A 24,123-nucleotide genomic window follows, 5' to 3' on the forward strand; every position below is an offset into this window, starting at 1 on the left:
GGCAGGTCTTGTTTCAAGACCCGCCGCACTGATTATGATTTGGAAAAGCAGCCGCGTTGGCGCATTAGCTCTCGATATAAATCTTTATTTTTCTCAAAAGGAGCCCGCCCGTGCATCCAAAATAGATTATTTAATAGAACTAAATCACCGACTGGTAATTTTAGTGCATGCGTTGCTGGAGAGTTTTCAACAGAGTGTGATAGATCTTTCAAATAGTTTGCTTGTTCAATATTATCAGGGTAAGCAAATTGATCGATAAAGCAAATACACGGTGCATTATTCACATCAAAAAACGTTTCACGGTGTACGATTTCTTGTGCATTTTTACTTGGTGGTGCTTTGTATGTGATTTTGAAAGATGCTAGTGAATGATTTCGGAACTTATCAAGTTCTTCCCAGTCATCTAAATGAAGTAAACGGGATTCGCCGCCTACTGCATTCTGTTCTTCGATCTTCATCATAAGCAGCCAATCTGTCGGTTCGTCAACAAATGTTCCGTCTGTATGAAGTGTGAATAAGCGATATGCTTGGCGCAAATAAGAGTCACTGCTGTCTGTATCTTTCACGTTAAATCTAGCATAATACGTCCCTGTCATCGCATCAAAGTTAGGCGTACCAATTAAATGCGTTAATGCCGTCGCAAATTTCACATAGTCTTCTGCCGCTGTTGTTTCACCTTGTACACCAATTGTAAATCCGCCCGTTTCGCGGTCATGAATAATCCCGCGCACATTTTCCATAAAAGATGCTCCAAAAGTCTTTTTCATTTGATCAGCAAGATTAAAGCGAGAATAAGGAATATATTGCAATGATTGCTCAGAATATTCTTTTGCCTCTTCGAAAAATTGACCAAGTAATTGTTGATTTAACGCAATATGATACAAACGTTTATGTTCTGGATGAGGCATAATTTCATACCCCTCATATTTCTTCGCAAATTTCATTTTCATTTCTTGTTTCGTAATCATCTACATCTTCCTCCTTAGTTTAGGTAAGGTGAAACTTCCCTTTTAGGAGTGTCTTTCTCCTAAAAGGGTTAGTTGAACCAATCGGGCTTTTACTGGCAGTTGTCCCAACTTCTTCTTTGCTTCTCCCTGAATCTTTAGGTGGGGATCTTAAATAGCGGGATAAACTAAAAAGCCAGTCATACGCATCCACAATGTATCCATTGTCGAAACGTACAACTGGCTTCAAATTACGAGTGTTCTTTAATCTCTTAAAGTACAATAATATTAGACAGTTTTTTTATTCAACTATATGCAAAATAGAAAGCGAAGATCGGGTGTAGAGAAGGATTATTTCTCATATGGATCTTATCACTTTATAAGTAAATATTAATTCTAAATTTTCTGAATGTCAATACGTTTCATTATTTATTTTCCTTATTTTTATTGCGACTACATGCTTTCCACATAATAGACATTTGTAATAATGATATTTTTATTACTTATGTAGGATAGCTTTCGAATATCTGAAGAAAGTGTCACAAAGTATAGCACCCCATTCGTTATATAGAATGAGAGGAGGGATTACATGAAAGTTACAAACAAGGATTATGAAAAGATGGAAGAGCTATACGAGTTGTATGAACAAAAAATTTATTATGTAGCCTATTCTATCTTAAATAATATTCAGCAGGCTGAAGATACAGTTCAAGAGACGTTTATTACTCTTTATCAGAATCTAGAAAAGCTCCACAGCTTGAACACGCAAGAGCTTAAACGCTACATTTTGAGAATTGCGAAAAACAAAGCGATTGATAACTACCGGAAAAATAAACGACAGGAAATGTTCTTAGAAGAATATCAAAGAGAATCGTCAGAAGTAGCAGATGAAAATATTGAAGAGTGGGAACAGCGTTTCATGTCTGAGGCACAAATTGATACATTGCTAGAAGCGTTAAATGAGTCTAACAGACAGGTTTTTAAGTACAAAGTCTTCTATAACTTAACTTATCAGGAAATTTCAAATCTAATGGGGATAACTGAGGTCAATGTCCGCAAGCAATTTGAACGCGCTCGAAAACGAGTACAAAATATGATAGGAGGTATACAAAATGACGAATTCCAAGAACTCCAAAGAAATGTATGACTTTGCTGAAAAGATTGCTTTAGACGATTTTGATAACCTAGATGAACAACATCAATTTTCAGATACTTACACGCACAAAAAGAAATTGTTTATGGAGGAAATTAAGATGAAAAGTGTGCAACCACAGGCCAAGCGTAAAAGGAATCGTATTTTAATCGCTGCTGCCTGCTTATTGATCGGCATGCCGACAACCGTTTTTGGCGCAGTAAAAATCCATGATATGATTGTCAAAAAACAAAATTATGAAGTAAAGGTTTCAGTAACAAATAAAGCCTCAAAAAAGAGTGAAAGTTGGTATAAGTTGAAAGTCGGCAAATTACCAGAAAATATGGAAGCAGACAAGCACGATGCTATGAAATATTCATTTAAAGATAACTACGCAAAGGGTGGGTTTTCATTCAGTCTTTGCAGATTAGGAAAAAATTCAGATTTTCAAACGCTGTACGCAAACAACTACGAAGAAAAAGAGATAAATGGTAGAAAAGCAGTGATTGTCAATAAAGACACTGGAAACAAACATTTAATGTTTAACAGACAGGTCTTTCTTCTTTTTGAGGAGGAGGGGATTATGTTAGATAGTTATATTGGAGCCGATGTAAGTGAAGAACAAATGATGGATGTCTTAGCGAACATTTCACTTGAGCCCACATCAAAGGAACAGGCATCATTTATATCAGATTATGATAAAGATCGTGTTAGCAAAGCGAAAGAACCAACAAAACCTAACGTTATTCCTTTGAAAAAAGACAGCAAACAACTATTTAGCGTAGGTCAAATGGTTCCAGTAACCATACATAACATCACAGGTAACAGCACAGATGACAGCAAACTTGAATATGTTATAGAAAAAGTTGAAGTCTTTGATTCAATCAAAGATTTTAAACAAGAGAACTTTTATGAATTTGTACTAGAAGTTCTAAGCAATAATAAGGCTTTAGATCAGACGAAAAAATTGATACCGTACAGACGGGATGTATATAAAATTGGAGATGGTAAAGATTCAATTGACAAATTAGTAGAGTCGAAATTAGTTACTCCTAAATTTGTCTACCTGACAACAACAGTGAAAAATATTAGTAAACAGGCGACACAAGAAATCTATATGCATCCATCCATACAAGTGCTTAAACCTGAAAATAATGCATGGAACTATGCTAAAGAAGATGGAATTGACGAAAAAAGTATTATGACGAGCGAAGTTGGTTATCTAGAACCTCACGGAGACGGAAAAAGCTTTTACAATATTGGCAGTATCCCACCAGGACAAACGATGAAGGTTAACTTAGGTTATTTTGTAGATGAGGATAAACTAAATTCAATCTTCCTTGATGCTTTCCATTACAGTGGGTTTAGCGGCACTGAAAATATGAATGCGGAAGATCGTTGGTGGATTGATATTCGTCAATAGTAAAAACGATAGGAACAAATGATTAGTTGAACCAATCGGGCTTTTACGAGCAGTTGTCCCCACCTTCATCTTTGCTTTTCTCTAAATCTTGAGATGGAGGTTCTACTGCCCGCGAATAGCGAGATAAACTAAAAAGCCAGTTATACACATCCACAATGTTTCCATTGTCGAAACGTGCAACTGGCTTCAAATTACGAGTGTTCTTTAATCTCTTAAAGTACAATCATATTAGACAGTTTTTTTATTCAAATATGTGCAAATCAGAAAGTGAAGATCAGATGTAGAGAAGGCTTATTACTCGTAGAAATGAAATAACCATCTATTTGTCATGCTGATAGATGGTTACTAAATATGCTTAAAAAGTGAATTTTTCTTTCATTCTAAGATTCATCTCCGATCAATTTTAAAAATCTATGGTTCCATATATTTTCATAAAAATCAATCGTCTCTTTTGCAGACATAAATGGATTATTCAAAGTAGAGGTTGCTTTCTGTACCATGAAGTTTTCGTATCCCAACCCATGAGCAAATTTAATTGTAGCATCCATACAGTATTCTGTTTGGGCACCACAAAATTCAATACGCTGTACAGTTAATTGGTCTAAAAGATTTTTTAAGTTCGTTTTGTAAAAAGAATTTGCATGTATTTTCCTTACAAAAAAATCTTGCTCTTGAACATCTAGATTGGCATGAATAGCCCATGGTTCTTCCTCAGGTACTAAGTCTTCATCACAATGTTGAACAAAAATGATTGGTTTATGTAACTTTCTATATAAAGCAATTCTATTATTTACTTTAGTAAGTAACTTTTGCAAATCAAATAAATGATCTCCACTGTAACATACGCCATTTTGTAAATCGATAACGATTAAAACATCTGCACAAGTCTCCATTATTTTTACCTCTTTCATTTTGCAATATGTTAATAATTCTATCATTTGAGGATGTATTATACACTCTTATTTTGTAATAAATTACAAAATAAGACAAAAACAAAAAATTACATTCAGTATACTAAACAACATAAAAAGATGATATGAATACCTAATTTCATATCATCTTTTTAAATAACTATTTTATTTGTTAAAGGACTTTATTATTTGTACACAGATTTATTTCTCTTAATTTTATTACGACTACACGCTTTACACATTTTACATAATTTCGTAGTTTGTACACATTTCCCTTTTTCCTCTACACGCTTTTCTTCACTTGATTTTGACATGTTTCTGCCCCCTTATTTTATGAAAATAAAAGAGCCAGTTATATTCCGCCTAGCAAATAAGCTGGAATACAACTGGCTCTCGTTTACGAACGCTCTTCTGAAATCGAAGTGCAATAAACTCGACAGTTTCATATATTTAAAGACTATTTTAACGGAGCTATTTCCTCATACTCCTCCGGCGGTTTTTCGCCGTTTACATAACTTGTATATTGGCGGTACAAATCTTTTAAAGCGCTAATAATCGCATTTTGCGCTTTCCCTTGATAATGATAGGATATTTCTTCGATGATGTCATCAATACCATCTTGTAAACTATATCCTCTTAAAATTTGCGAGATAAAGTCCCGCCCGTGTCCTGTCGCAAGGGTACATGACGATTCGATAATTACATGATATTTGTGATCTGCCTCTATTGTAATTGTTAGTGTTTCATAGACACTGCGCACAGCCATCCCTTTCGGAAGTCTCGCGTGTCCTGCCATGAAAAAAGTTCCTTTACGCATGTTCATCCCCCATTATTATGTTGTCATCATACTTGATCTACATATACTGTCTTGATTCTTGTATAAAATTCTGCAGCTGCTTTTCCTTGTTCGCGCGGTCCAGCACTGGAATGTTTCATTCCGCCAAATGGAACTTGCGGTTCTGCTCCTGCTGTTTCTGAGTTTACGTGAACCATTCCGACTTCCATATCATCGATAAATTGCTGGGCAAGGCTTAAGTTATTTGTACAGATCGATGCGCTTAGCCCATATTCTGTATCGTTCGCTAGGTGAATCGCTTCCTTATAATTGTTCACTTTAAATAAACAAATAACAGGACCGAAAATTTCTTCTTTCGCAATGCGTGCATCGTGAGATACATCTTCAAAAATAGTCGGTAGCACATAACATCCTTGTTGTAACTCATCTTCTGTTGGTACGTTACCCCCACAAAGCAGTGAAGCCTCTTTCTTACCTGCTTCAATCATTGATAAAACAGATTGCTGCTGGTTCTCAGATGCACATGGGCCCATAAATGTATCTTGTTCTAACGGATTACCAACTGTAAGAGATTCTGTACGCTGCACAAGTTGATTGCGAAATTCCTCATAGATTTCCGCTTCCACGATAATTCTACTTGTCGCGGTACATTTTTGTCCTGTTGACATAAATGCACCTTTGATCGCAATCTCTACTGCCTTATGAATATCAGCATCGTTTAAGATAACGAGTGGATTTTTCCCGCCCATTTCTAATTGCACTTTTTTTCCACTTATAATAGCCGTTTGCTGAATGGTTTTTCCGACACTATTCGAACCAGTAAAGGATATTGCTTTTATATCCGGGTTTTCTGTTAATTCTGTTCCGACTACGGAACCTTTTCCAAAGACACAGTTGATAACGCCAGCAGGAATCCCCGCCTCGTGAAAAGCATTTACGAGGTGGTATACAGATTTCGGTGTAATTTCAGCTGGTTTTATGACAACGGTATTTCCGTAAATGAGTGCCGGCGCCATTTTCCATACTGGAATGGCAATTGGGAAATTCCACGGCGTAATCAATCCTACTGGCCCAACCGCTACCCGCTTACTGTAGAGCATCGTTTTCGGATTGGCCGAGGGGATGATTTCTCCCATCGGCTGATTTGCTTCTCCTGCATAGTATTCGAGAATGCTAATTGCTCGCTTCGTTTCTCCGATTCCTTCAGCGAGTGTTTTTCCTTCTTCACTCGTCAAATCCTGACCGATTTCCGTCACTCGTTCTTTTAAAATTGCCGCTGCTTTCCATAAATAACTTGCCCGCTCTTGAAACGATAACCTTTGCCAATTGTGAAATGCTTCTTTCGCAGAGGCAATGGCTGATTGTGTATCTTCTGCTGAGCTTAATGGAAATTCTCCTAACACTTCTCCATTATGCGGATTATAGTTTTTTGAATATTGCTGAGTAGAGGGCTCTTTCCATTGCCCATTTATATAATTGAAAAACTTCATTCCCCTACCTCCAACTGGAATTTTATTTAGATACCCTAGCAATTGCCACTTCAAGAATAGCGAGTCCTTCTTCAAGCTGTTCATCTGTAATCACAAGCGGCGGTAAGAAACGAAGTACACTGCTGTAAATGCCTGCACTTATTGTAATTAAACCTTTATTGTGTGTTTCCTGCATAATTGCTTTCACTTCTTCTGTTGCCGGCTCTTTCGTATTTCGATCTTTGACAAGTTCCATAGCCGTCATCGCTCCAAGACCTCTCACATCGCCAATCAATTCGTATTTATCCTTCCAGCTATTAAACACTTCCATCATACGATCGCCGATTACACGGGCACGTTTCACTAAGTTTTCTTCTTCAATAACATCTAGAACAGCTAGAGCTGCCGCGCAAGCAACCGGGCTCCCTGAAAACGTGCCGCCAAGTTGTCCTGGGCCAGGCGCATCCATAAGTTCCGCTTTTCCTGTCACTGCGCTAAGCGGCATACCGGCAGCAATTGATTTTGAAAATGTCATTAAATCAGGAGCTACCCCAAAATGATCCATTGCGAACAAGTTTCCTGTACGCGCAAAGCCCGTTTGAATTTCATCTGCAATCATGACAATGCCATATTTATCACAAAGATCTCTTACTCCTTGTATAAACGCAGCACTTGGGACAATAAATCCACCTTCCCCTTGAAGCGGTTCCAAAATAATCGCCGCAATATTATCACTTGCCACTTCTTCTAACATAAAGCGCTCGAAGTACGCTAAAATTTGCTCATCCACTTCCTCTGTCGTCATTCCGTCTTCCGCGCGGTAATAATACGGATAAGGTAGCTTGTATACATCTGGCGCAAACGGACCAAATCCATGTTTATATGGTTTTACTTTACTTGTAAGAGACATTGTCATCAGTGTGCGTCCGTGATAAGCACGTTCAAACGAAACGATGGCGCTGCGCCCCGTAGCTTTTCGCGCGATTTTCACCGCATTTTCAACCGCTTCTGCTCCGCTATTGGCAAACATCGTTTTTTTCTTAAAATCGCCTGGCGTTAATTCATTCAATCTTTCAGCTAACGCAACGTAACTTTCATACGGCGCTACATGAAAACAAGTATGGATGGAAGATTCCACTTGCTCTTGAATCGCCTTTACTACCTTCGGATGACAATGCCCGACATTTTGCATCCCAATCCCGCCTGCAAAATCGATTAATTCATTACCATCTATATCCGTAATCATGGCTCCTTTTGCCGATTGAACATATAAATTTGTAATATTATACGGACCTGCAGGCACCGCATTTTTTCTTCTCTCGTGTAAAATTGCAGATTTTGTAGTTACAATATTGTCTTTTAACATTCGAACATACCCCTTTTTTATTTTTGATTTAATCCTTCTCTAAACCAATCTCCGAACCTTTTAAAATTGGAAATCCTGCCTCCTTGATGGCTACTGGTCTTTTTCTAACTCTTAGAAAATAGGATACGATTACCACAGCAGCAGCTAAAATCGTCAAATAAAATTGCATGCGCATATCCGCGATAAAGGCTTGCGAAACGAATATCGTAACAATCATGAGAAGTGTTGCGTATGTGAGGTAAGGGAATAACCACATTTTCACTTTTAATTTCTCTAAATTTTCTCTTTCCGCTTCTCTTCTTAAACGAATATGAGATACCGCAACAAACATATACATCAGCATCGTAACGCCGCCGGAACTGTTTGCTAGAAAGGCAAATAGTTTATCAGGAGATATAACCTTCAGCATCGCGCAAATGAATGCAAATATGACACTTGCCACGATTGCCCAAATCGGTGCACCCCTGCTGTTTAACTTTGAAAACATAAGAGGTGCATCTCCCTTTTTCGAAAGCGAAAATAACATGCGAGAACTTGTGTACAATCCTGAATTTAAAACCGACAGCAACGACAGGAACACAACACCGTTCATAATTTCTGCAGCAGCAGGAACTCCCGCCATCCGGAATAAACTTGCATAAGGAAGCTTCAATAATTCCGCATTATTCCACGGCATAAAAATAACCAAAATTGTTACAGAGCCTACAAAGAACAACATAAGGCGCCAAACAACACTATTAATAGCTTTAATGACATTCTTCTCTGGATTTTCAGATTCTCCCGCCGCAATAGCCGCTACTTCACTCCCTGATAAAGAAAAAGAAATAAATACAACACTCAGCAATACAGGAACAATCCCTTTCGGAAAAAAGCCACCGTTTTCAGCGATTGTCGAAAAGCTAGGCCTGTCCACGCCAGGGACAAGTCCAAAAATCATCGCAATTCCTAACCCTAAAAAGATAAGAATCGCCGCAACTTTAATAAACGCTAACCAATACTCAAACTCTCCGTACAGCTTTACAGAATAAATATTCGTAATCGTCATCAAAATAATCATGAAAAGACTAGCGATCCACGCTGGTATAGAAGGGAACCAATTATTGACCATCGCCCCTAACAATACCGCTTCAATTGCGATAATAATGACCCAGTTAAACCAATATAACCAACCGATTGTATACCCCGCCCACGGCCCAATCGCCTTATGAGCATACGTTGCAAACGAACCGCTATCTGGATTAACCGCAGCCATCTCCCCTAACATCCGCATCACAAGTACAACCATTAAAGCCCCGATAATATAGGACAAAATCGCTGCTGGTCCCGTTGATTGAATAATCGTTCCGCTCCCTACAAATAATCCAGCTCCGATAACCCCGCCAATTGAAATCATTGTTATATGCCTGGTTTTCAAGTCTTTTTGCAATTCATTTTTTTCTTTAGCCAAAAAGATCACCAACCTATACGTATTGATAACGCTTTCCAAAAACCCCATTTATAGAAAAATAAAAAGAGCCAGAAAAACAATGTAAAGAATTACACTGAATTTTACTGTCTCTATCCCGATGGCTCGTCTTCCTGCTAAGGAAGTTCAAGTGGAAAGAAGCCAATTATTCACTATAAAATTTAACAGAGCAATATTCGGGCTTGCAGGGAGGCTAATCACTGTCATCCGATAATAAACTAATAATAATACAAATAGACTGAATATTCAACATTTATTTTAAATTCAGTTAAATTAGCATAAACCGCCTTGTTTGAATATATTATCGTACAATCATAAAGGTGGGATAATATGGAGCGAGAACAGTATCGTCAAACGGATGAAAAAGACTTGCCACTTGTAGAACCGAAGGCGTATGAAAATGTAAAGCAAATTGTGATTGTCGGTATTCCAACTTTCATTGGATTATCAATTTATGGCATAGTAGTGACTCTTTTACGATGAAAACCACCAATACGGTTTAGGTAGGGGCTTACTGCCCCAAAATAGCGGGATTAACTATGGAATGATATACGACCGAGAGTTTGCTTAAACAAGAATGGGCAAAAATATAAGCAAAAAAAGTCCCATTTCATATAGTTGTAATATGTTTCATAAGAAAGGAGTTTGATTCTTCTTGTCATACAACAATCAAAAACACTTCGTCCCTTGCGCATTTCCTATTCCTATTGCAGAAGCTCCTAGGTCGGAAAATACCTGATTTCAAAATCTCCTTACTAAACTGTTACATTGTACAGTGCGATGTAGATTAAGCCGATGAACCTTCTCATACTATAAGACGATGTCGGCGCTTCGACACGAAATAAAGATCTTCCAACAGATCCTGACACAAAAAAAGAGGCTATCTATAAAAGATAGTCTCCTTCTAATGCTGCCGACTACTATTTTCTCGGACCATACGCAGCAGTTGGTTTAACAGGCTTAGAATCCGTCGCTTCCCATATAGGAGCAGTTAATGTTGGATATCTTAAAGCTTCTACTTTTTTTCGTGTTTCCTGTGATGCTTTCAGTCCCCATTGATCAAAGAATGGAAGTACGTTTTGTTTCGCTACTTTCGATGTATTGTAAATAAATGCTTGTATTTTATCTTCATCCGTTTCTGGCAGTTTATCTTTTGGTAACTCTCGATATAACTTGTGAAGGTTCGGATAAAAATCATCCCCATATGCTAAATGAAGTTGCCAAAGCATAACAAGTTTCACAAACAAGTCATCAATATTTTTGTACTCTTTATCCGCCTGTTTTAAGTATTGAAAGGCTCTATCGTAATCCCCTTCTTTTTCTAAACGCGTTGGTTGATTCGGGAATAATTGTTTTTGCGCGGCTAAAGAATATATATTAACAGTGACCTCAGTCATTCCTCTAAGATCATTCCATTTCCAGGGATATTGTTGTCTTGTGTGTCCTGCTTCATGCAGTTGTCCCCATCCAAATTCATTTACATTTAAAGCACTTTCGATTGCATTACCAGCAGTAGTAAATATCATTCCATCCAAACTTGCATACATGCCCCAATCTGATTTATTAGGGTTTTCAGTAAAAGCCCAAAGGCGGCGAGTTGGACGATGTAACGGATTAGAACTTGTTTCAGATAGCCCCGATATTTTATCTTGCGCTAGAATCATTTCATCATATCTTTTTAATAGAGGTACAGGATCTTGATCCACAATATATTTCTTGGCACTATCACGACTAACAGTAAGTACTGCTTTCTTTGCCTTTAATTGAACAGCATGCGCATCAGGATACTTATCCATCATCGCAATCCAGTCTGCTTTCGTATGCTTCCCTAATTCAAAGAACGGAACAGGGCTCCCGCCTTGTGTTACTTTCACCTTAACAGTTCCTTTCCCTTCACAGTTATCAAATCCTAATAAACCACCATTTGGAGAAGAGATGGTGTTAGAACCAGGAGAAAGACGAAATGTTTTTCCGCCTTCTTTATCATATTCATTTGTCCCAATCGTTGCTCCAAGCTTGTCTAATCCTGATAGTCCCGATACTTCAATTGTGACTTGTTCATTCGATTTTACATAGATTCCTGTTGGCACATAGTTTCGTTGCTGACTTCTTCTTTCTCTTTCTGCTTCCCCCATATAATGTCCCGTACTTGGAAGTTCAAACGTCTTCGCTTCATATTGCGCCTGAGTTTGCGTAGTTTCAGCATGAATGTTCAAACTATTTACAGTCATAGATGTAAATAATGTCGTTGTCATAACAGCAGATGCCATAAATACTTTCATTGGTTTTTGTAACCCACGATTCTTTCTTCTACTCATATAAATCAGTCCTTTCATTTCAATCCATTTTGATGGTCATACAAACCACCAATTGCGCCCTTATATCGCTTCATAAAATTAATACAATATAAATTCCTATTAGCTTCTAAAATTTAATTATTCCTATCCGTAAAAGTTATGCCGAGAGAGCATCTGGTATCGCATCCTGCCACAGAAGGAGAAAGCGGGGCATGTCATGTTGTATTCTACATAGTAGGTATGCCAAAATCCCAAATGGATATATATGATTGCCATTTCTATTAAAACATCTATGTATTTTGAGTGTAAACATCTAATCTAGCATAGCGATACTAAGCTAAACACAGTTTATACATGATTAAATCTGAAAAGCCGGGGGTAAAAGTATTTCAATATAGTTTTTATCAAATAAACTTTATTAAAATACTTTCGAATGATCAATTTAAAAATGTTTGTAAAATAATGAAGTAATAGTATGTAAAATATGATTCACTATACAAATATGCAAAATTACATATTTGTATAGTGAATCATAAACACAGGGGATTTATCATACGCTGGGCATCATTATTATTTTTTCACAAGAAAATTATCTGATGGATGAACTTTGTCTAACTATGGAACACTATATACACCACATAAAAAAGGAGCTGATTCCTTCTTGTATACATACATCTTATACGATGCAAAAGATTCGTTTGGCATCAACAAATCGTATCACATTAAATGCGAGGTTCCACCCCACCGATTTAGAGCGATTATGATGGAATTTCGACGTAATCAAGAAAGAGGAGAAAACATGGGGGAATTTGTCAACTTCATGGAACGAGAATTTGGTGAAGACTTCGAACTGTTTGAGTATGACGACATTGTGCAGTACGATGCCGATCAAGAGAATAGCACGATATTGGCGAATTTGGAGGGCACTGAAAAACTTGCGTTTTTTATAAATAAATTCATTATAGAGAAAAATAGGGCGCTTCTTGTTCAATTTTGAACAGGAAACGCTCTATTTTTTTGCCTATTTATTACCCTTTTTTATTCAGAAGCTTCAAGATTCTTTTTAGATTGACAGCGAATATCGTCGTTGCTCCCTGAATTCGCATGCCAAATGAACCCGCAGCCGACGCTTGATCGTACCCGTGTTTATTTTTTAACTCACTATTTTTCGCTTCGATTTTATAGCGTTCTCGAGCTAAGCGTTTAAATTCTTCTGTTTCTTGAAAAGCTTGTTGGTCTAAATGTTCCTCTGATTTAATGGCAACAGAATAGGTTTTAGTTTTTGCGCCTTCTTTAACACATCCTTCTCGGAGTGGACAGACCTTACATTTTTCAACGTCAAAAAAATAAACCATTCTTGCACTTGCTCCTGGATGTGAATCTGGTTTTTTACTTTTTCTTTTTGCTAAATGTCCTGCTGGACATACAAATAAACCTGCATCTTTATTAAAGTCAAATCCTTTTCCGTTTGCTCGCCCATTTTGAGTAATCATTGGATTTAACTTAGAAATCAGTTGAATGCTTTGTTCTTTTGTATAAAGTAAATTGCTTTTCCCTGAATAAGCCGTGTCAGCGATGACTGTTTCAACTTCCATTCCTGTTACTTTACTTTTTTCAATCAGTTCTTGTAGATAATGTCCATCTGATTTTTCACCTGTTGTAACGACTGCTGCTGTAATAATACGTTCATCACTAATTGCTAAATGTGTTTTATAACCAAAGAAAGAACTGTCTGCTGTTTTATGTCCTACTCGTGCATCGGTGTCTGTTGAATAATTTAGATGTTCTTGCGTATCTTCTACAGCTTCTTTTAACACGTTCAATTTTTCCTTTACGGCTGGTAGATGAGCGATTTGTGGTTTGTTTTCAATAATGGCAATCAATTTTTCACAGTAAGCTATTTCATCTTTTACTTCGTTAGAAGTATTCTTCTTTGGAAATTTTTCTTTCATGGAGTTATCAAATTGATACACTGCTTTGCGGGTATGTTTTGATTTCTCTTGTAAAAATTCTTTCGGTGATTTTTGATTATAACGTGCTTTGGTATGCGTTGCGTCCACAATGATTGTTTTACTTTTGATAATGTTCTTTTCGAGTGCGATTTCAACTGTTTTTCCAATGAGCATATCTAATAAGTTTACGTCTTGAAGACGAAGTCTGCGGAATTTTGTGAGTGAACTTGAATCAATCACGTCATCTTCTGGCGCCATATCTAAAAAATACTTGAAAGACATGTCATATTTTGAACGTTCGACAAGGTCTACATCAGATACATCAAAAATGGCTTTTAACAATAAGTACTTAAACATTCGAATCGGAGGAATCGCATTTCTTCCATTATCTAAACAATATTTTGTTTTCAATTCCTCTAAAATGAATGAGAAATCCACCAGTTCGTTAATTTGACGAAGCATATTATCTTTTGGCACGACAATATCGTAAATGGCCATGTACGGACTTAAGTTGAGAGTCTCTTGGTTTGAAATCATTGGGAACACCACCTGCATTTAGTCTCTCTATTATAAATTAAAAAGGCGATATATTCGACGATTGCATCGTCGAATATATCGCCAAATGGAACTAGATGGAGTTTTTCAGTGCCCTCGCGAATTTGCTGGATCAAGCTGATGAACATGTTTAAAAGGAAAAACTCCAACTTTCTTCTAGCAAGTTGAAGTTTTATGTATTCAGCTATTCTCATGTTAATACAAATATCATAAGTAGATACTTCCAACAGCCTATTATTTTTCTGTCTTTTATTTAGCTAAATAGGATTATCCAAAAATTCACTATAATACTTATCAATTAATGCTTTATAATTTTCATCATTTGGTACTTCACCTAAGTATTTATTTTTCCAAATAATCATTTGATCACTAAAACTATATTCTGTATCGAACCAATTTGTATAATCGTAATGCATCTTAAATTTCCCACTACTCTCAAGAGACATTGTAAAGGAGTACCAAAGTTCTTGCTGATTATATTTAAAAACATTTCTTAGTTCCTTACTCAATTTATATAAAAAATCTTCCTTTCTTTCAAATTCTTCTTCATCTATTTCATATTTAAAAGGAACTTCTAAGCTATATTTATACTGCTGTTCGCTCCTGGGTGTGTTATAGAAAGAGTAAGTTCCTCCCCCAGTTTCTGATATTTGAGCATAAAAATAAAATTTCTCCCACTCTTCTGGAATCATTTCGTTAACTGTTTCGGCTATCTCTCTATATAACCTATCCATTTCTTTTTCCATACTCAATTCAATCAACTCCCTAGTTTATACTTTCTTCTCTTTTCAGCGGTTTATTCTAATTTTAATCTAGATATTACTACTGTAGATAACTAGTAGAAGTAATATAATCAAAATCCTTAGAAGAATTAACTAGATTTGAGTACTCGAAATTATAAATTAAAATAATAGCATTATATGATTTTTTTAAGTTAACATATTCTCTAATTTTAGGTAGTATAATTTCATCATATGAACACCCCTCTAGCAAAACAGAGATATTATCACTCTCTTCTTCTAATACTTCTTTTTCAATAAAATCTTCATCTATTTCATTCCTATCAATATTGAAATCCACAAAAAATTTAGAAGGAATAGACTCTCCATCTTCATCGTATGTTAAATCGACGTATTTCTCTAACTGGTTTTGTGTTTTAATATTGCCTAACCATATTGAAACCATTCCTTGCTTTTCCATAAATGACACACTCCTACTGTAATCTTAGTCCTTCTGAAAATGATGGGATACCGCCCTCTGATCTAGTTATAGTCCATTTGATATATCAATAATGCATTATGTACTTTTAGAATCTACAAATTTAACATCAAATATTGCCTTTCTTAAATCTTTCATTTTTTAAATTTGAGTTGCAATTCATTACTAGAAAAAGAGCCACGTTATAGTGAACGTATAACATCTTTATTCATTCCATTCCTCGTATACAACTGATCCCATATAAATTAAATTTCCACTTTTGAATTTAGTTTCATCTATCTCTTCATCGTACTCAAAATCATACAATCTGATAGCAGAATTATAGCTTTCTAGTAATTCCACTCCGTAGTGTTCAACAAATTGTGGTAAAATGTCCGCTTCGTAAGAGGAACCTCTTAAAAGCAAGGCCAAAGATGTAGTGGAGTCCCCTATAAAGGTACTTTCTAATAAATCTTGATTATACTCAATAAAATCAAGATGAAAGTCTCTCATGAACTGAGATGGAATTCCATCTCCAACTTTATCAAACTTTATTTCAACATATTCTTTTAAATTTTGTTTCGTTTTAAAATTTCCTATCCATAAAGACATTACATCTGGGTTTTCCATAATGACTCCCCTCTATACAAATTATAGTAACATCCACTTTTCCCCCATAATTTTAAAATAGGGCTCAGGATACTAAAATGCCATTTATGTAGCCCTCTCGGATAATAGATTCTACTTTTAAAATTTAAATAAAAAAACTTTGAAAAGCTTGGAGCTAATCAAAGTTTTGAAGATACTGTTCATTACTTATTGATAATTTTCAATAGCTGAGATAAGAGAACCTGTTCCTTCTTCGGCATAACGGATGAAGTCCAAGCATTTTTCACTCCAACCACCGATTAAATTTGTTTTCTCTCCTACGAATTGTTGATTACCGTAACTATTTAAATTGAAAGAGTGAACCCAAACATCAGGATTGATTTCACGGCGATATGTTTCAAGAAGAATTTGTGAAGAATTGTCTCCATACCTATCTCCGTACACTTGCTCATCAGAGAAGACAAGGATGCGGTCAACTTTGATTTTGTTATCTAATAAATATTGGATAGAAAGATATAAGTTTGTTCCATATCCGTGTTCATTAACTTCTGATAAAAATGTGTTCATGTTCTCTAAAATGCCAGAGCGAGTAGAAACATTTATCACTTTGAAATCAGTTGCGAATACAGATGTAATCGAATTATCACAGAAGGAGTGTGCCATTGCCATCATAAGTGTAGCAATATCTGCACATTTAACAGTCCCATCTTTCGAAACAGGATAACATGTCATAGAGCCTGAGATATCTGCTGTCATAAATGTTTTACCTGATAGTCTTGGCATGTTTGTAACAGATGCTTCAATTGCGTCATTCAATACATCTAATAATTTGCTTCCTGCTTGTGGTAATTTTTCCTGCACGACGCGATAGGCTGAGAAAAAGCGAAATGGTAATTGTTTTGATTTTTTTACTCTCTCAGGATCGCGAAGAATGTTATACACTGTATCAACATTTTCTGCACCTGAATTTACGATATTGCGAAGATTACGAAGTAAGGCCATATAACCGACTTTACCGCTATCGATTAATTCTTCCCATACTTCTTTTTTGTTTCCTTTTTGAGAAAGTTCTGTTTCCCATGTATATGGTACTTGTAGTGTATTTTCTAATAAACGTTTATAAAGTGTATAACGTTCTGTTCCTTCTTTTGCAGATGGACTGACTAAACGGAATACATCTTTCAATGTAACATCTTTTCCTGTCCGATTGTATTTTGCTAATTGATATTCATCAAATGCAGCAAAAGCATCTGCGAGCCCTTTTTTCAAAGAGTTTGGAATTGGATGTTTCCGACCATATACACCTAATTGATATGCCATCATTTCTGTTACATCATCAGGTCGCTGTGCAATGCGAGAAATCGTTTGACGAGCATATTTACGACCTTCAGGGTGATTTGCGAGTTCCACTGCTAATACATGTGTAACAGAACGCATGTAGAACACTTCACGTGCATACACTGCTAAACTTGCAACAAATTGAGGGTCTCTGTCCATGACTTGTTTTGCAGTAGTAACTAATTCTTCGCTGTTGTCACCATAAAATTTTGGCTCATTAAAGAAAGATGTTAATACCATCGTAACTAATTTATCTTTATCATACATTTTATAAGCGTTTCCGCCCTCTTTTGTATATGTTTGACGGCTTCCTTGAGAAGAATGATTAAACTTTGACATTATGATCTACCCCCAGAGATTTTTTGACACTACTGGTTGAAATACAAATAAAAAAGGCAACGTATATACGTTGCTCTTTTCACTCATTCCTAACACTTTAGACCTATCAGAAACAGGAACAGACAATTTATTCAGAGAAACGGGAATCGAGTCCCGCAAACCCAGCTCCTATATGACGCTTAGTGTTATGAATCAAAGAAAAGTACTAAATTGTTGCGGAACTTACCGCATCTATAGCGTTTCATATTAGCAAGCGAAGTATAATCTATCTACACCGCTCCTGTTATATGTAATGCTTAAAGATTTGGGAGATAAGCGAAAAGGCTCATTACGTTGCTCTACCACTGAGCTACCTCCCAAAATCGAGAGGATGGGATTCGAACCCATGACACACGGCTTACAAGACGAAGAAATCCTTCTCTACACTGCCCAAATCTATAAAGTATGAATTATAGATTCGAAGAAAAGGGAGATAGGCGGAAAGACTCAATACGTTGCTCTACCAAACTGAGCTACTCCCCTATGTTTATAAAACAACAGGGAAGGCAAGGATTTGAACCTGCGACCTACCGCTTAACAGGCGAAGAAATTCTTTCCTACACTGCCCTTTTCTTTTTGTTACTTATTGATTTCATTATACTCATTAACCAAAACTTTGGCAATTATTAGCACTTATGAAAAAAATATCTTTTTTGTCTATTAATCTTAAAGCTTCTGTATTTCCCAATTTAACTAAATTAGTTTGTATGAAAATACTGCGTTAGACTAACTAGCAGTTTTCAAATAGCTAATCTTAAGAGTTTTTAATAATGCCACTTACTCCTTCGAAAATAACATCTCTTAATACTTCGTTATAACTTGTATATTCTCTATCAGACTTGATCTTATCGAAAACTTGTTTTATAACACCGTCAACCATAATTGTCAAACCCTCTATATCCTCTGGACTTCCCTCTTTCTTAAAAGTTTCATTTAAAATAACTAATTTCTCTTCTTTTGACATGCTTTTATTCTCCTTTAAAGTTTTCAATTTATATAGAAAAGCGTCTTTCTTTATTAGATTTTAAAACCATATTTACTTTTCTATCTTTGAAAGTTCCCCTCTTCTTGCTTCATGAGTAGCTAAATCTGCGTATCTTGTTGTAATAGGTAACCGACTATTTTTTTCTACAAAATACAAAACAACATGGGTAGCAGTATCTAAATCAATCCAATTCCCACAAGAAACAAAAATTGGTTTTACATTTTCTCTAGTTCTTAGTGTTCTTCCATAAACTTCTTCATTTACAACGATCTCAGTATACGAGCCTACTTCGTTTTCAGGCTCGATAAAATCAACATTATTTATTTTTAAATACGTTTTGGCTACTCCAATCGTTGGCTTGTTTAAATAGAAAGACGCATGCGTTGCGATCCCCATATGACGATTATGTAAATAACCATTTCCATCAAACATATATAAGTCTGGAAAACTTTTTAATTTTTTAACTGTATCAAGCACTAATGGTAATTCCCTAAATGCTAGATAACCAGAAATATAAGGAAACTCGATTTTATCTATATGATGAATTTCTTCTATAATTTCCTTTGTAAGATAATCGAACACAACAATGCAGCATACTCCATAGTCAATTCCCTCATTAGACCAATAAGCAATATCTATTCCTGCTACTAATTTTATCTCTTCTATTTTAAATGTATTTTTTAAAGAAATGTTATTTGATAATTGTTTTTGCAGCTTCTCTAACTCATTGATATCGTGTTTGTCCATAATTTTTCACCCGAATTTTCACATAGTCCAAATCTCATTTAGTTAGCTTTTTTTCTTCAACAATTTAGCCTTTTTCATCTCAAATCCTATACTGTATTTCTATTTTTGAAAAGCCGCTTCTCCAAACTATCCAGCATATGGATTATAATCAATTTCTACTTTTCTTAGACCTTCCAATACTTTTTTTATTCTATTAGATAAATCCGCGATTTCCTCTTTAGTTAACTCCTCTTCCGCATCTAACGGGTTAAACATACTTAAACACCTTGTTATCCTTTCAACAGTACCAACGAAAACTTTTTCATGAGTAATTAAAATCTCTCCTATCGCACGATTGGTATCGATATCAGATGGTGCCACTTGTCTTTCGACACTGAAAATAGCGTACCATCTCTTCCCTTGACGTTTGAGAATCAGTTGCTTGACTATTCCTTCGAGTGGTCTATGAAGTAGGATCTCTATTTCTCCCAATTTTTTATTGTATAACTTATAGTTATCAGAAAAAGACATCGCATAACGATGCTTTCCGTTTGGTTTGAATCCAAATTGTGGAAACGTCATACTATTGTAGTCTTTATACTTTTTCTGTTTTGGATACTTTGCATCTTTCCGAAAGAAATGATCAAACGCTTTTTTTAGACGTACAAACACTTCTTGCAAAGGCTGAGAAGGCATTTCTTTTAGAAAAGGATACGTCTTCTTGTCTAATGTAAGTTGTCTTTGCATATCATAACGATTGTAATTTTCTTTGTTTTGCTTATATTTCCGTTCTTTGTCTAGCAAGGCAGAATTATAGGTTTGACGACAATATTGTAACCAACGGCCTAACACTTCTTTTTGTGTTTCTGTTGGAAAGATTTCATATTTTTGATTCAACAACATTGTCATCCCCTCCCATTCGTTTTGCCCTTGTGTTTCGATGTATTGTTTTAGCATTTCTAATGGTGCACCGCCCACAGCCAGCAAACGATAACTTTAAGATCCAAATCATTCTTTACATACATTCTATCTGATTCGAGGAAATTCCTTTTTCAATCCTTTGGCTTACGCCAACCAAAATTCAGCCCCTCCCTACTCATTGGGCTTCACCCTTCTCATTCCTTGAGGAAGGGGAATTCTTTTGGAAATATGTTAAAGTAGAAATCCTTGTATCAATAAGGGTTACTATATGAATGTTATTACTAGTTATCTCGATTGAAATTTGGTAGTTTTCTGTATTTCTTTTATAACGGGTTCTGTGTAGCAATGGAACCAAATCATGCAATAAGCATTAGCGGACATTATTCACGTACATAAAAAAGGAAGACCTTTCGAATTTGGAAAGTCTTCCTTTTTTATGTACGTTGAGATTATTTATAGATGTCACCGCGTAGTTTATTTTAAATAAAATCCAAAAGGTTCCAAGCCTTAATTGATATAGATTCATGTAGTCCTTCATACTTAACTTTTGAATATATTGGAATTCACAGCAACAAACTCTATCACTTTAAACTGACCGGTTGTTGCTGTGTAACACAATGAATCATACCACCATTTTTATACAGCTCCCTTACATCAATTCCAATCACCTTACGGTCAGGATATAGTTTTTGGATTCTATCGTTTGCTATTTTATCATTAGGATCATTATAATTCGGAACTAATACAACTGTATTCCCAATGTAAAAATTTATATATGAACCTTTGTATCCCAAATCTTTTCCATTATCTAAAATTACATTGTTTTTACTAATTGGTAAATACACATACTGATAAGGCTTGCCAAAGGCATTTTTAGCATTCATTAATGTTTTAATATCTTTATTTGAAACACCCCATTCCTCTAAATCATCTTCTTTCATTGTAATAATTGTAGACTGATCATAAAATTTAGCAAAACCATCAATATGGAAATCCGTAATATCCAAACCTGAGACACCATCTAGCCAAATAAAATTAGTAGCACCAAGATATTCTTCTATATACTCCTCTATTTCTGCTTCTGATAACTTAGGATTCCTGTTTTTGTTAACGACAGCACTACGTGTGGATAAAAATGTACCATTACCATCTAGTTCAAAGGCTCCACCTTCAAGTACTACATTAGTTAGATTAATTCTTTCCATACCTAATTGCTTACTAAGACTGCTTGGAATTAATGCATCCTTTTTATACGGGGTTTTCTTGCCCCATCCATTAAATCCCCAGTTCATGATTTTAATATTCTTATCCTTGTCATATACAAAAATCGGTGCAGAATCTCTTGCCCATACATCATTAGTAGGAATGATATAAAAGTAAATTTTCTCCATATTTATACCCTTCTCATACAGAAGATTAGAAATATAATTCTTTTCGTATTCATTATATGCGATAATATGAACATTTTCTCCTTCGCTTAAAGCACTTGTCATCTCTATCCAAATTGATTCAACCTCTTCTTTATAACCTTTACCATATGTCAAGTTATGAGGCCATTGCAACCATGTACCTTCATGTTTGCCTCTTTCGTCAGGCATTGAGTATTTGCCTACACTTTGTTCTTTTATACTTTGGCTTTCATCAGCTTTACTTTGAATACATCCTGTTAAGATTCCAGCTACTAATACAGCCCCTGAGCACAGTATAATCATCTTATTCATTTCATAATCTCCTTATTATGTTTTGATTACTTTCTCTTGGAAGTAGAATAAGCTTTGACATAGTGTCAAGGTCAAGCAATTATTGTTTTTCTTTTTTGATGACAGGAAAACAGATTTGTGTCACATACTCCTCCACAGAGCAGTCACATTCTGGACCTTTCAAATAAGTTTCATAAGACGGACCATCTAAGCAATAACCGTTGCATTCTGCCCATTCTTCAAGCGCCATATGTGCATATCCAATATAATCATAACTTCCGATATGCAATGTAGTGGCAATAAACTTTTGAGAGAGCTTTTTTATTTGCCATTCTCTTGATATATCTCTTTCATTCCCAGGAATAATCGGAATCATTAATTCAATATCGCTATGGTCAGGGCTAAACTCTTCATCAAAAAAAATGACAGAGGGTACACCACGTAACTGAATGTTACTTTTTTCCGCCTTATCGTATAAGGAATCAATGCACTTGTCTACATCAGCAATATTAATCTGCAATCTTTGACTTACGACACTTACCTCTTTTCTCATTCCGAGCAATATATCATATGCTCTTCTTTCTCCTTGAATCAAATCCACCTTTTTTTCAATCATCTCTTGCATTTCTGTAATGATCCGTCTATATCGATTGATTTCCTTTGATAATTCATTTATTTTCAAATGTATGAATCTGATAAACAATTTTCTATCTGATGTCTGAAGGATGGTTTTAATCTCCGGCAAAGAAAAGTTGTATTCTCTCAGCTTTTTGATTAGTAATGCCATTTCTAATTGACTATTCTCATAATATCTGTATCCGTTCGTTGCATCTATATATACTGGCTTCAAGAGTCCTTCTTTGTCATAGTGTCGTAACATACGAGCACTCATTTTGCATAGCTGAGAAAATCTGCTAATCGTGTACATATTTCTCTCCTTACTTAGAATGATAAAATTTTCCAAGCAAATGACCAGGTAGTAGGGGTCCCCTACATCTTCGCAATTTTACCTTTAGAGACATACCGCTTCTTCAAAGCCATTAAAATATCTTCTTTTTCCCACATATCCATCACATTATGATTCCCCTGGTCCGCATTGCTTTATACAAAGGTACCTTTCTTTGTCACTCAACCAATCTTTTAATCACACTTTATTATAAAAATTGAACGGAGGTTTTTTGAAAGAAGAATTCGTTTCGATCAATCTTCTTTCAAAAAAAGAAAGCTAGTAGAATCAATATAGCTTTCTTTTTCCTTAACGTACAGGTAATCGGCTGAAATGTGCCTAAATTGTATCTAAGCGTACAATTTTTTACTTTTGGTGACGTGACCCCATACCCATCAACTTAAGAATTTTATAACACTCCAAACAAAAAATGTACATTTTCTCCTGGAGATGTCAATTTTTTTCGTTTTTCTACTTATATTATCCAAAATAAAATATGTATATTGTTTTATAAAAAATAATTATTTACGACGCCTTTTCTTTGCTTTTTTACGCTGATTTGTATGACTATATTTTTTTATATGAGTACTTCGGTTCTTTTTATAATTAGGTAACTTAAATATAAAAATAGTAATTGCACAAAAAATGAAAGATATAAGGGTTGCAATCATCCAAAGATTAATATCATAGTCATATAGCTTACTAAAATACTTTTTGTTACGAGGAATATGGCTTACATTACTGTCAATTGCTTCGAGAGTGCAAGGAATAACCCAAAAGGAACCAATTAACATAACAATTGTTCCAAAAATGAAACTGAGTATATGTTTTATCAAGTTCTATTCTCCTTTAATTATGTTTATTGTATACATTCATACTATATTTATCGTTTAAAACTTATAGTCAGAGTGATTTCTATATACTGTACAGCACGTTAGGTACTTATACCGTTTCTTTAATCGCAAAACATAACTGAAAACATTTCTTTATATTTCCAATTATATCATTCACCA

At 35.4% G+C, this 24,123-nt stretch carries 22 protein-coding genes and 2 pseudogenes; 4 read left to right on the plus strand and 20 right to left on the minus strand.

What is annotated here, in order from left to right; all coding sequences use genetic code 11:
- Positions 1 to 32: 32 nt before the first annotated feature.
- A complete protein-coding gene (gene glaH, locus AB1280_RS13410; protein WP_429756131.1) occupies positions 33 to 968 on the minus strand; it encodes a glutarate dioxygenase GlaH in 936 nt (311 codons plus the stop codon).
- Between the two features lie 565 nt (positions 969 to 1,533).
- Here glaH and AB1280_RS13415 point away from each other — a divergent pair.
- Entirely contained in the window at positions 1,534 to 2,091 is a 558-nt protein-coding gene (locus AB1280_RS13415) for an RNA polymerase sigma factor (RefSeq protein ID WP_429756132.1), read from the plus strand.
- The gene (locus tag AB1280_RS13420; RefSeq protein ID WP_429756133.1) at positions 2,057 to 3,499 is read left to right on the plus strand and encodes a DUF4367 domain-containing protein; all 1,443 of its coding nucleotides are present in this window, start codon (positions 2,057 to 2,059) and stop codon (positions 3,497 to 3,499) included. The genes AB1280_RS13415 and AB1280_RS13420 overlap by 35 nt, the downstream gene beginning before the upstream one ends.
- Positions 3,500 to 3,879: 380 nt before the next feature.
- Here the strand turns inward: AB1280_RS13420 and AB1280_RS13425 are convergent, their stop codons facing one another.
- The 6 genes from AB1280_RS13425 to AB1280_RS13450 all read right to left on the minus strand — a co-directional run bounded on the left by AB1280_RS13425 (position 3,880) and on the right by AB1280_RS13450 (position 9,536).
- The gene (locus AB1280_RS13425) at positions 3,880 to 4,392 is read right to left on the minus strand and encodes a cysteine hydrolase family protein (RefSeq protein ID WP_429756134.1); all 513 of its coding nucleotides are present in this window, start codon (positions 4,390 to 4,392) and stop codon (positions 3,880 to 3,882) included.
- A gap of 203 nt (positions 4,393 to 4,595) precedes the next feature.
- Positions 4,596 to 4,724 (minus strand): hypothetical protein, encoded by a 129-nt coding sequence (locus AB1280_RS13430; protein WP_429756135.1) that lies wholly within the window; start codon positions 4,722 to 4,724, stop codon positions 4,596 to 4,598.
- 143 nt (positions 4,725 to 4,867) lie between these two features.
- Positions 4,868 to 5,227 (minus strand): DUF3870 domain-containing protein, encoded by a 360-nt coding sequence (locus AB1280_RS13435; RefSeq protein WP_429756136.1) that lies wholly within the window; start codon positions 5,225 to 5,227, stop codon positions 4,868 to 4,870.
- 26 nt (positions 5,228 to 5,253) lie between these two features.
- Positions 5,254 to 6,696, minus strand: a complete 1,443-nt coding sequence (locus AB1280_RS13440; protein ID WP_429756137.1) for an aldehyde dehydrogenase family protein — start codon at positions 6,694 to 6,696, stop codon at positions 5,254 to 5,256.
- A gap of 22 nt (positions 6,697 to 6,718) precedes the next feature.
- Positions 6,719 to 8,041, minus strand: a complete 1,323-nt coding sequence (gene gabT, locus AB1280_RS13445) for a 4-aminobutyrate--2-oxoglutarate transaminase (RefSeq protein ID WP_429756138.1) — start codon at positions 8,039 to 8,041, stop codon at positions 6,719 to 6,721.
- Positions 8,042 to 8,069: 28 nt separating this feature from the next.
- Positions 8,070 to 9,536 (minus strand): amino acid permease, encoded by a 1,467-nt coding sequence (locus tag AB1280_RS13450; protein WP_429756139.1) that lies wholly within the window; start codon positions 9,534 to 9,536, stop codon positions 8,070 to 8,072.
- 300 nt (positions 9,537 to 9,836) lie between these two features.
- Here AB1280_RS13450 and AB1280_RS13455 point away from each other — a divergent pair, with 300 nt between their 5' ends.
- The gene (locus AB1280_RS13455; RefSeq protein ID WP_272191051.1) at positions 9,837 to 9,989 is read left to right on the plus strand and encodes a hypothetical protein; all 153 of its coding nucleotides are present in this window, start codon (positions 9,837 to 9,839) and stop codon (positions 9,987 to 9,989) included.
- A 437-nt stretch (positions 9,990 to 10,426) separates the two neighbouring features.
- Here AB1280_RS13455 and AB1280_RS13460 read toward each other — a convergent pair whose 3' ends face one another.
- The gene (locus AB1280_RS13460; protein WP_429756140.1) at positions 10,427 to 11,824 is read right to left on the minus strand and encodes a M60 family metallopeptidase; all 1,398 of its coding nucleotides are present in this window, start codon (positions 11,822 to 11,824) and stop codon (positions 10,427 to 10,429) included.
- A 640-nt stretch (positions 11,825 to 12,464) separates the two neighbouring features.
- Here AB1280_RS13460 and AB1280_RS13465 point away from each other — a divergent pair.
- Positions 12,465 to 12,800 carry a hypothetical protein gene (locus AB1280_RS13465; RefSeq protein WP_429756141.1) on the plus strand — a complete coding sequence of 112 codons (336 nt, stop codon included), beginning with the start codon at positions 12,465 to 12,467 and terminating at the stop codon, positions 12,798 to 12,800.
- Positions 12,801 to 12,831: 31 nt separating this feature from the next.
- Here the strand turns inward: AB1280_RS13465 and AB1280_RS13470 are convergent, their stop codons facing one another.
- From AB1280_RS13470 to AB1280_RS13525, 12 genes and pseudogenes are all read right to left on the minus strand, one after another.
- Positions 12,832 to 14,292, minus strand: a complete 1,461-nt coding sequence (locus tag AB1280_RS13470) for an IS1182 family transposase (protein ID WP_429755867.1) — start codon at positions 14,290 to 14,292, stop codon at positions 12,832 to 12,834.
- Positions 14,293 to 14,567: 275 nt separating this feature from the next.
- A complete protein-coding gene (locus AB1280_RS13475) occupies positions 14,568 to 15,056 on the minus strand; it encodes an antitoxin YezG family protein (RefSeq protein ID WP_429757340.1) in 489 nt (162 codons plus the stop codon).
- A 76-nt stretch (positions 15,057 to 15,132) separates the two neighbouring features.
- A complete protein-coding gene (locus tag AB1280_RS13480) occupies positions 15,133 to 15,510 on the minus strand; it encodes an immunity 22 family protein (RefSeq protein ID WP_429756142.1) in 378 nt (125 codons plus the stop codon).
- Between the two features lie 222 nt (positions 15,511 to 15,732).
- On the minus strand, positions 15,733 to 16,137 hold the full coding sequence (locus AB1280_RS13485) for an immunity 22 family protein (protein ID WP_429756143.1): 405 nt from the start codon (positions 16,135 to 16,137) through the stop codon (positions 15,733 to 15,735).
- Positions 16,138 to 16,323: 186 nt separating this feature from the next.
- Positions 16,324 to 17,793 (minus strand): TROVE domain-containing protein, encoded by a 1,470-nt coding sequence (locus AB1280_RS13490; protein ID WP_429756144.1) that lies wholly within the window; start codon positions 17,791 to 17,793, stop codon positions 16,324 to 16,326.
- Between the two features lie 793 nt (positions 17,794 to 18,586).
- The gene (locus AB1280_RS13495) at positions 18,587 to 18,796 is read right to left on the minus strand and encodes a hypothetical protein (protein ID WP_429756145.1); all 210 of its coding nucleotides are present in this window, start codon (positions 18,794 to 18,796) and stop codon (positions 18,587 to 18,589) included.
- Positions 18,797 to 18,868: 72 nt separating this feature from the next.
- Positions 18,869 to 19,564 carry an endonuclease V gene (locus AB1280_RS13500; protein ID WP_429756146.1) on the minus strand — a complete coding sequence of 232 codons (696 nt, stop codon included), beginning with the start codon at positions 19,562 to 19,564 and terminating at the stop codon, positions 18,869 to 18,871.
- A gap of 126 nt (positions 19,565 to 19,690) precedes the next feature.
- Positions 19,691 to 19,897: pseudogene (locus AB1280_RS13505) on the minus strand (Imm3 family immunity protein); the annotation flags it as partial.
- A gap of 426 nt (positions 19,898 to 20,323) precedes the next feature.
- Positions 20,324 to 20,500, minus strand: a pseudogene (locus tag AB1280_RS13510) (helix-turn-helix domain-containing protein); the annotation flags it as partial.
- Positions 20,501 to 21,045: 545 nt separating this feature from the next.
- Positions 21,046 to 22,062 carry an agmatine deiminase family protein gene (locus tag AB1280_RS13515; RefSeq protein WP_429754504.1) on the minus strand — a complete coding sequence of 339 codons (1,017 nt, stop codon included), beginning with the start codon at positions 22,060 to 22,062 and terminating at the stop codon, positions 21,046 to 21,048.
- A 202-nt stretch (positions 22,063 to 22,264) separates the two neighbouring features.
- Complete coding sequence (locus tag AB1280_RS13520; RefSeq protein ID WP_429754497.1) at positions 22,265 to 23,092, minus strand: MerR family transcriptional regulator; 828 nt, start codon at positions 23,090 to 23,092, stop codon at positions 22,265 to 22,267.
- A 539-nt stretch (positions 23,093 to 23,631) separates the two neighbouring features.
- Positions 23,632 to 23,946 (minus strand): hypothetical protein, encoded by a 315-nt coding sequence (locus AB1280_RS13525; protein WP_429754498.1) that lies wholly within the window; start codon positions 23,944 to 23,946, stop codon positions 23,632 to 23,634.
- Positions 23,947 to 24,123: the final 177 nt, after the last annotated feature.

This window comes from Bacillus sp. S10(2024), from assembly GCF_050473865.1.
Taxonomy (GTDB): Bacteria; Bacillota; Bacilli; order Bacillales; family Bacillaceae_G; genus Bacillus_A.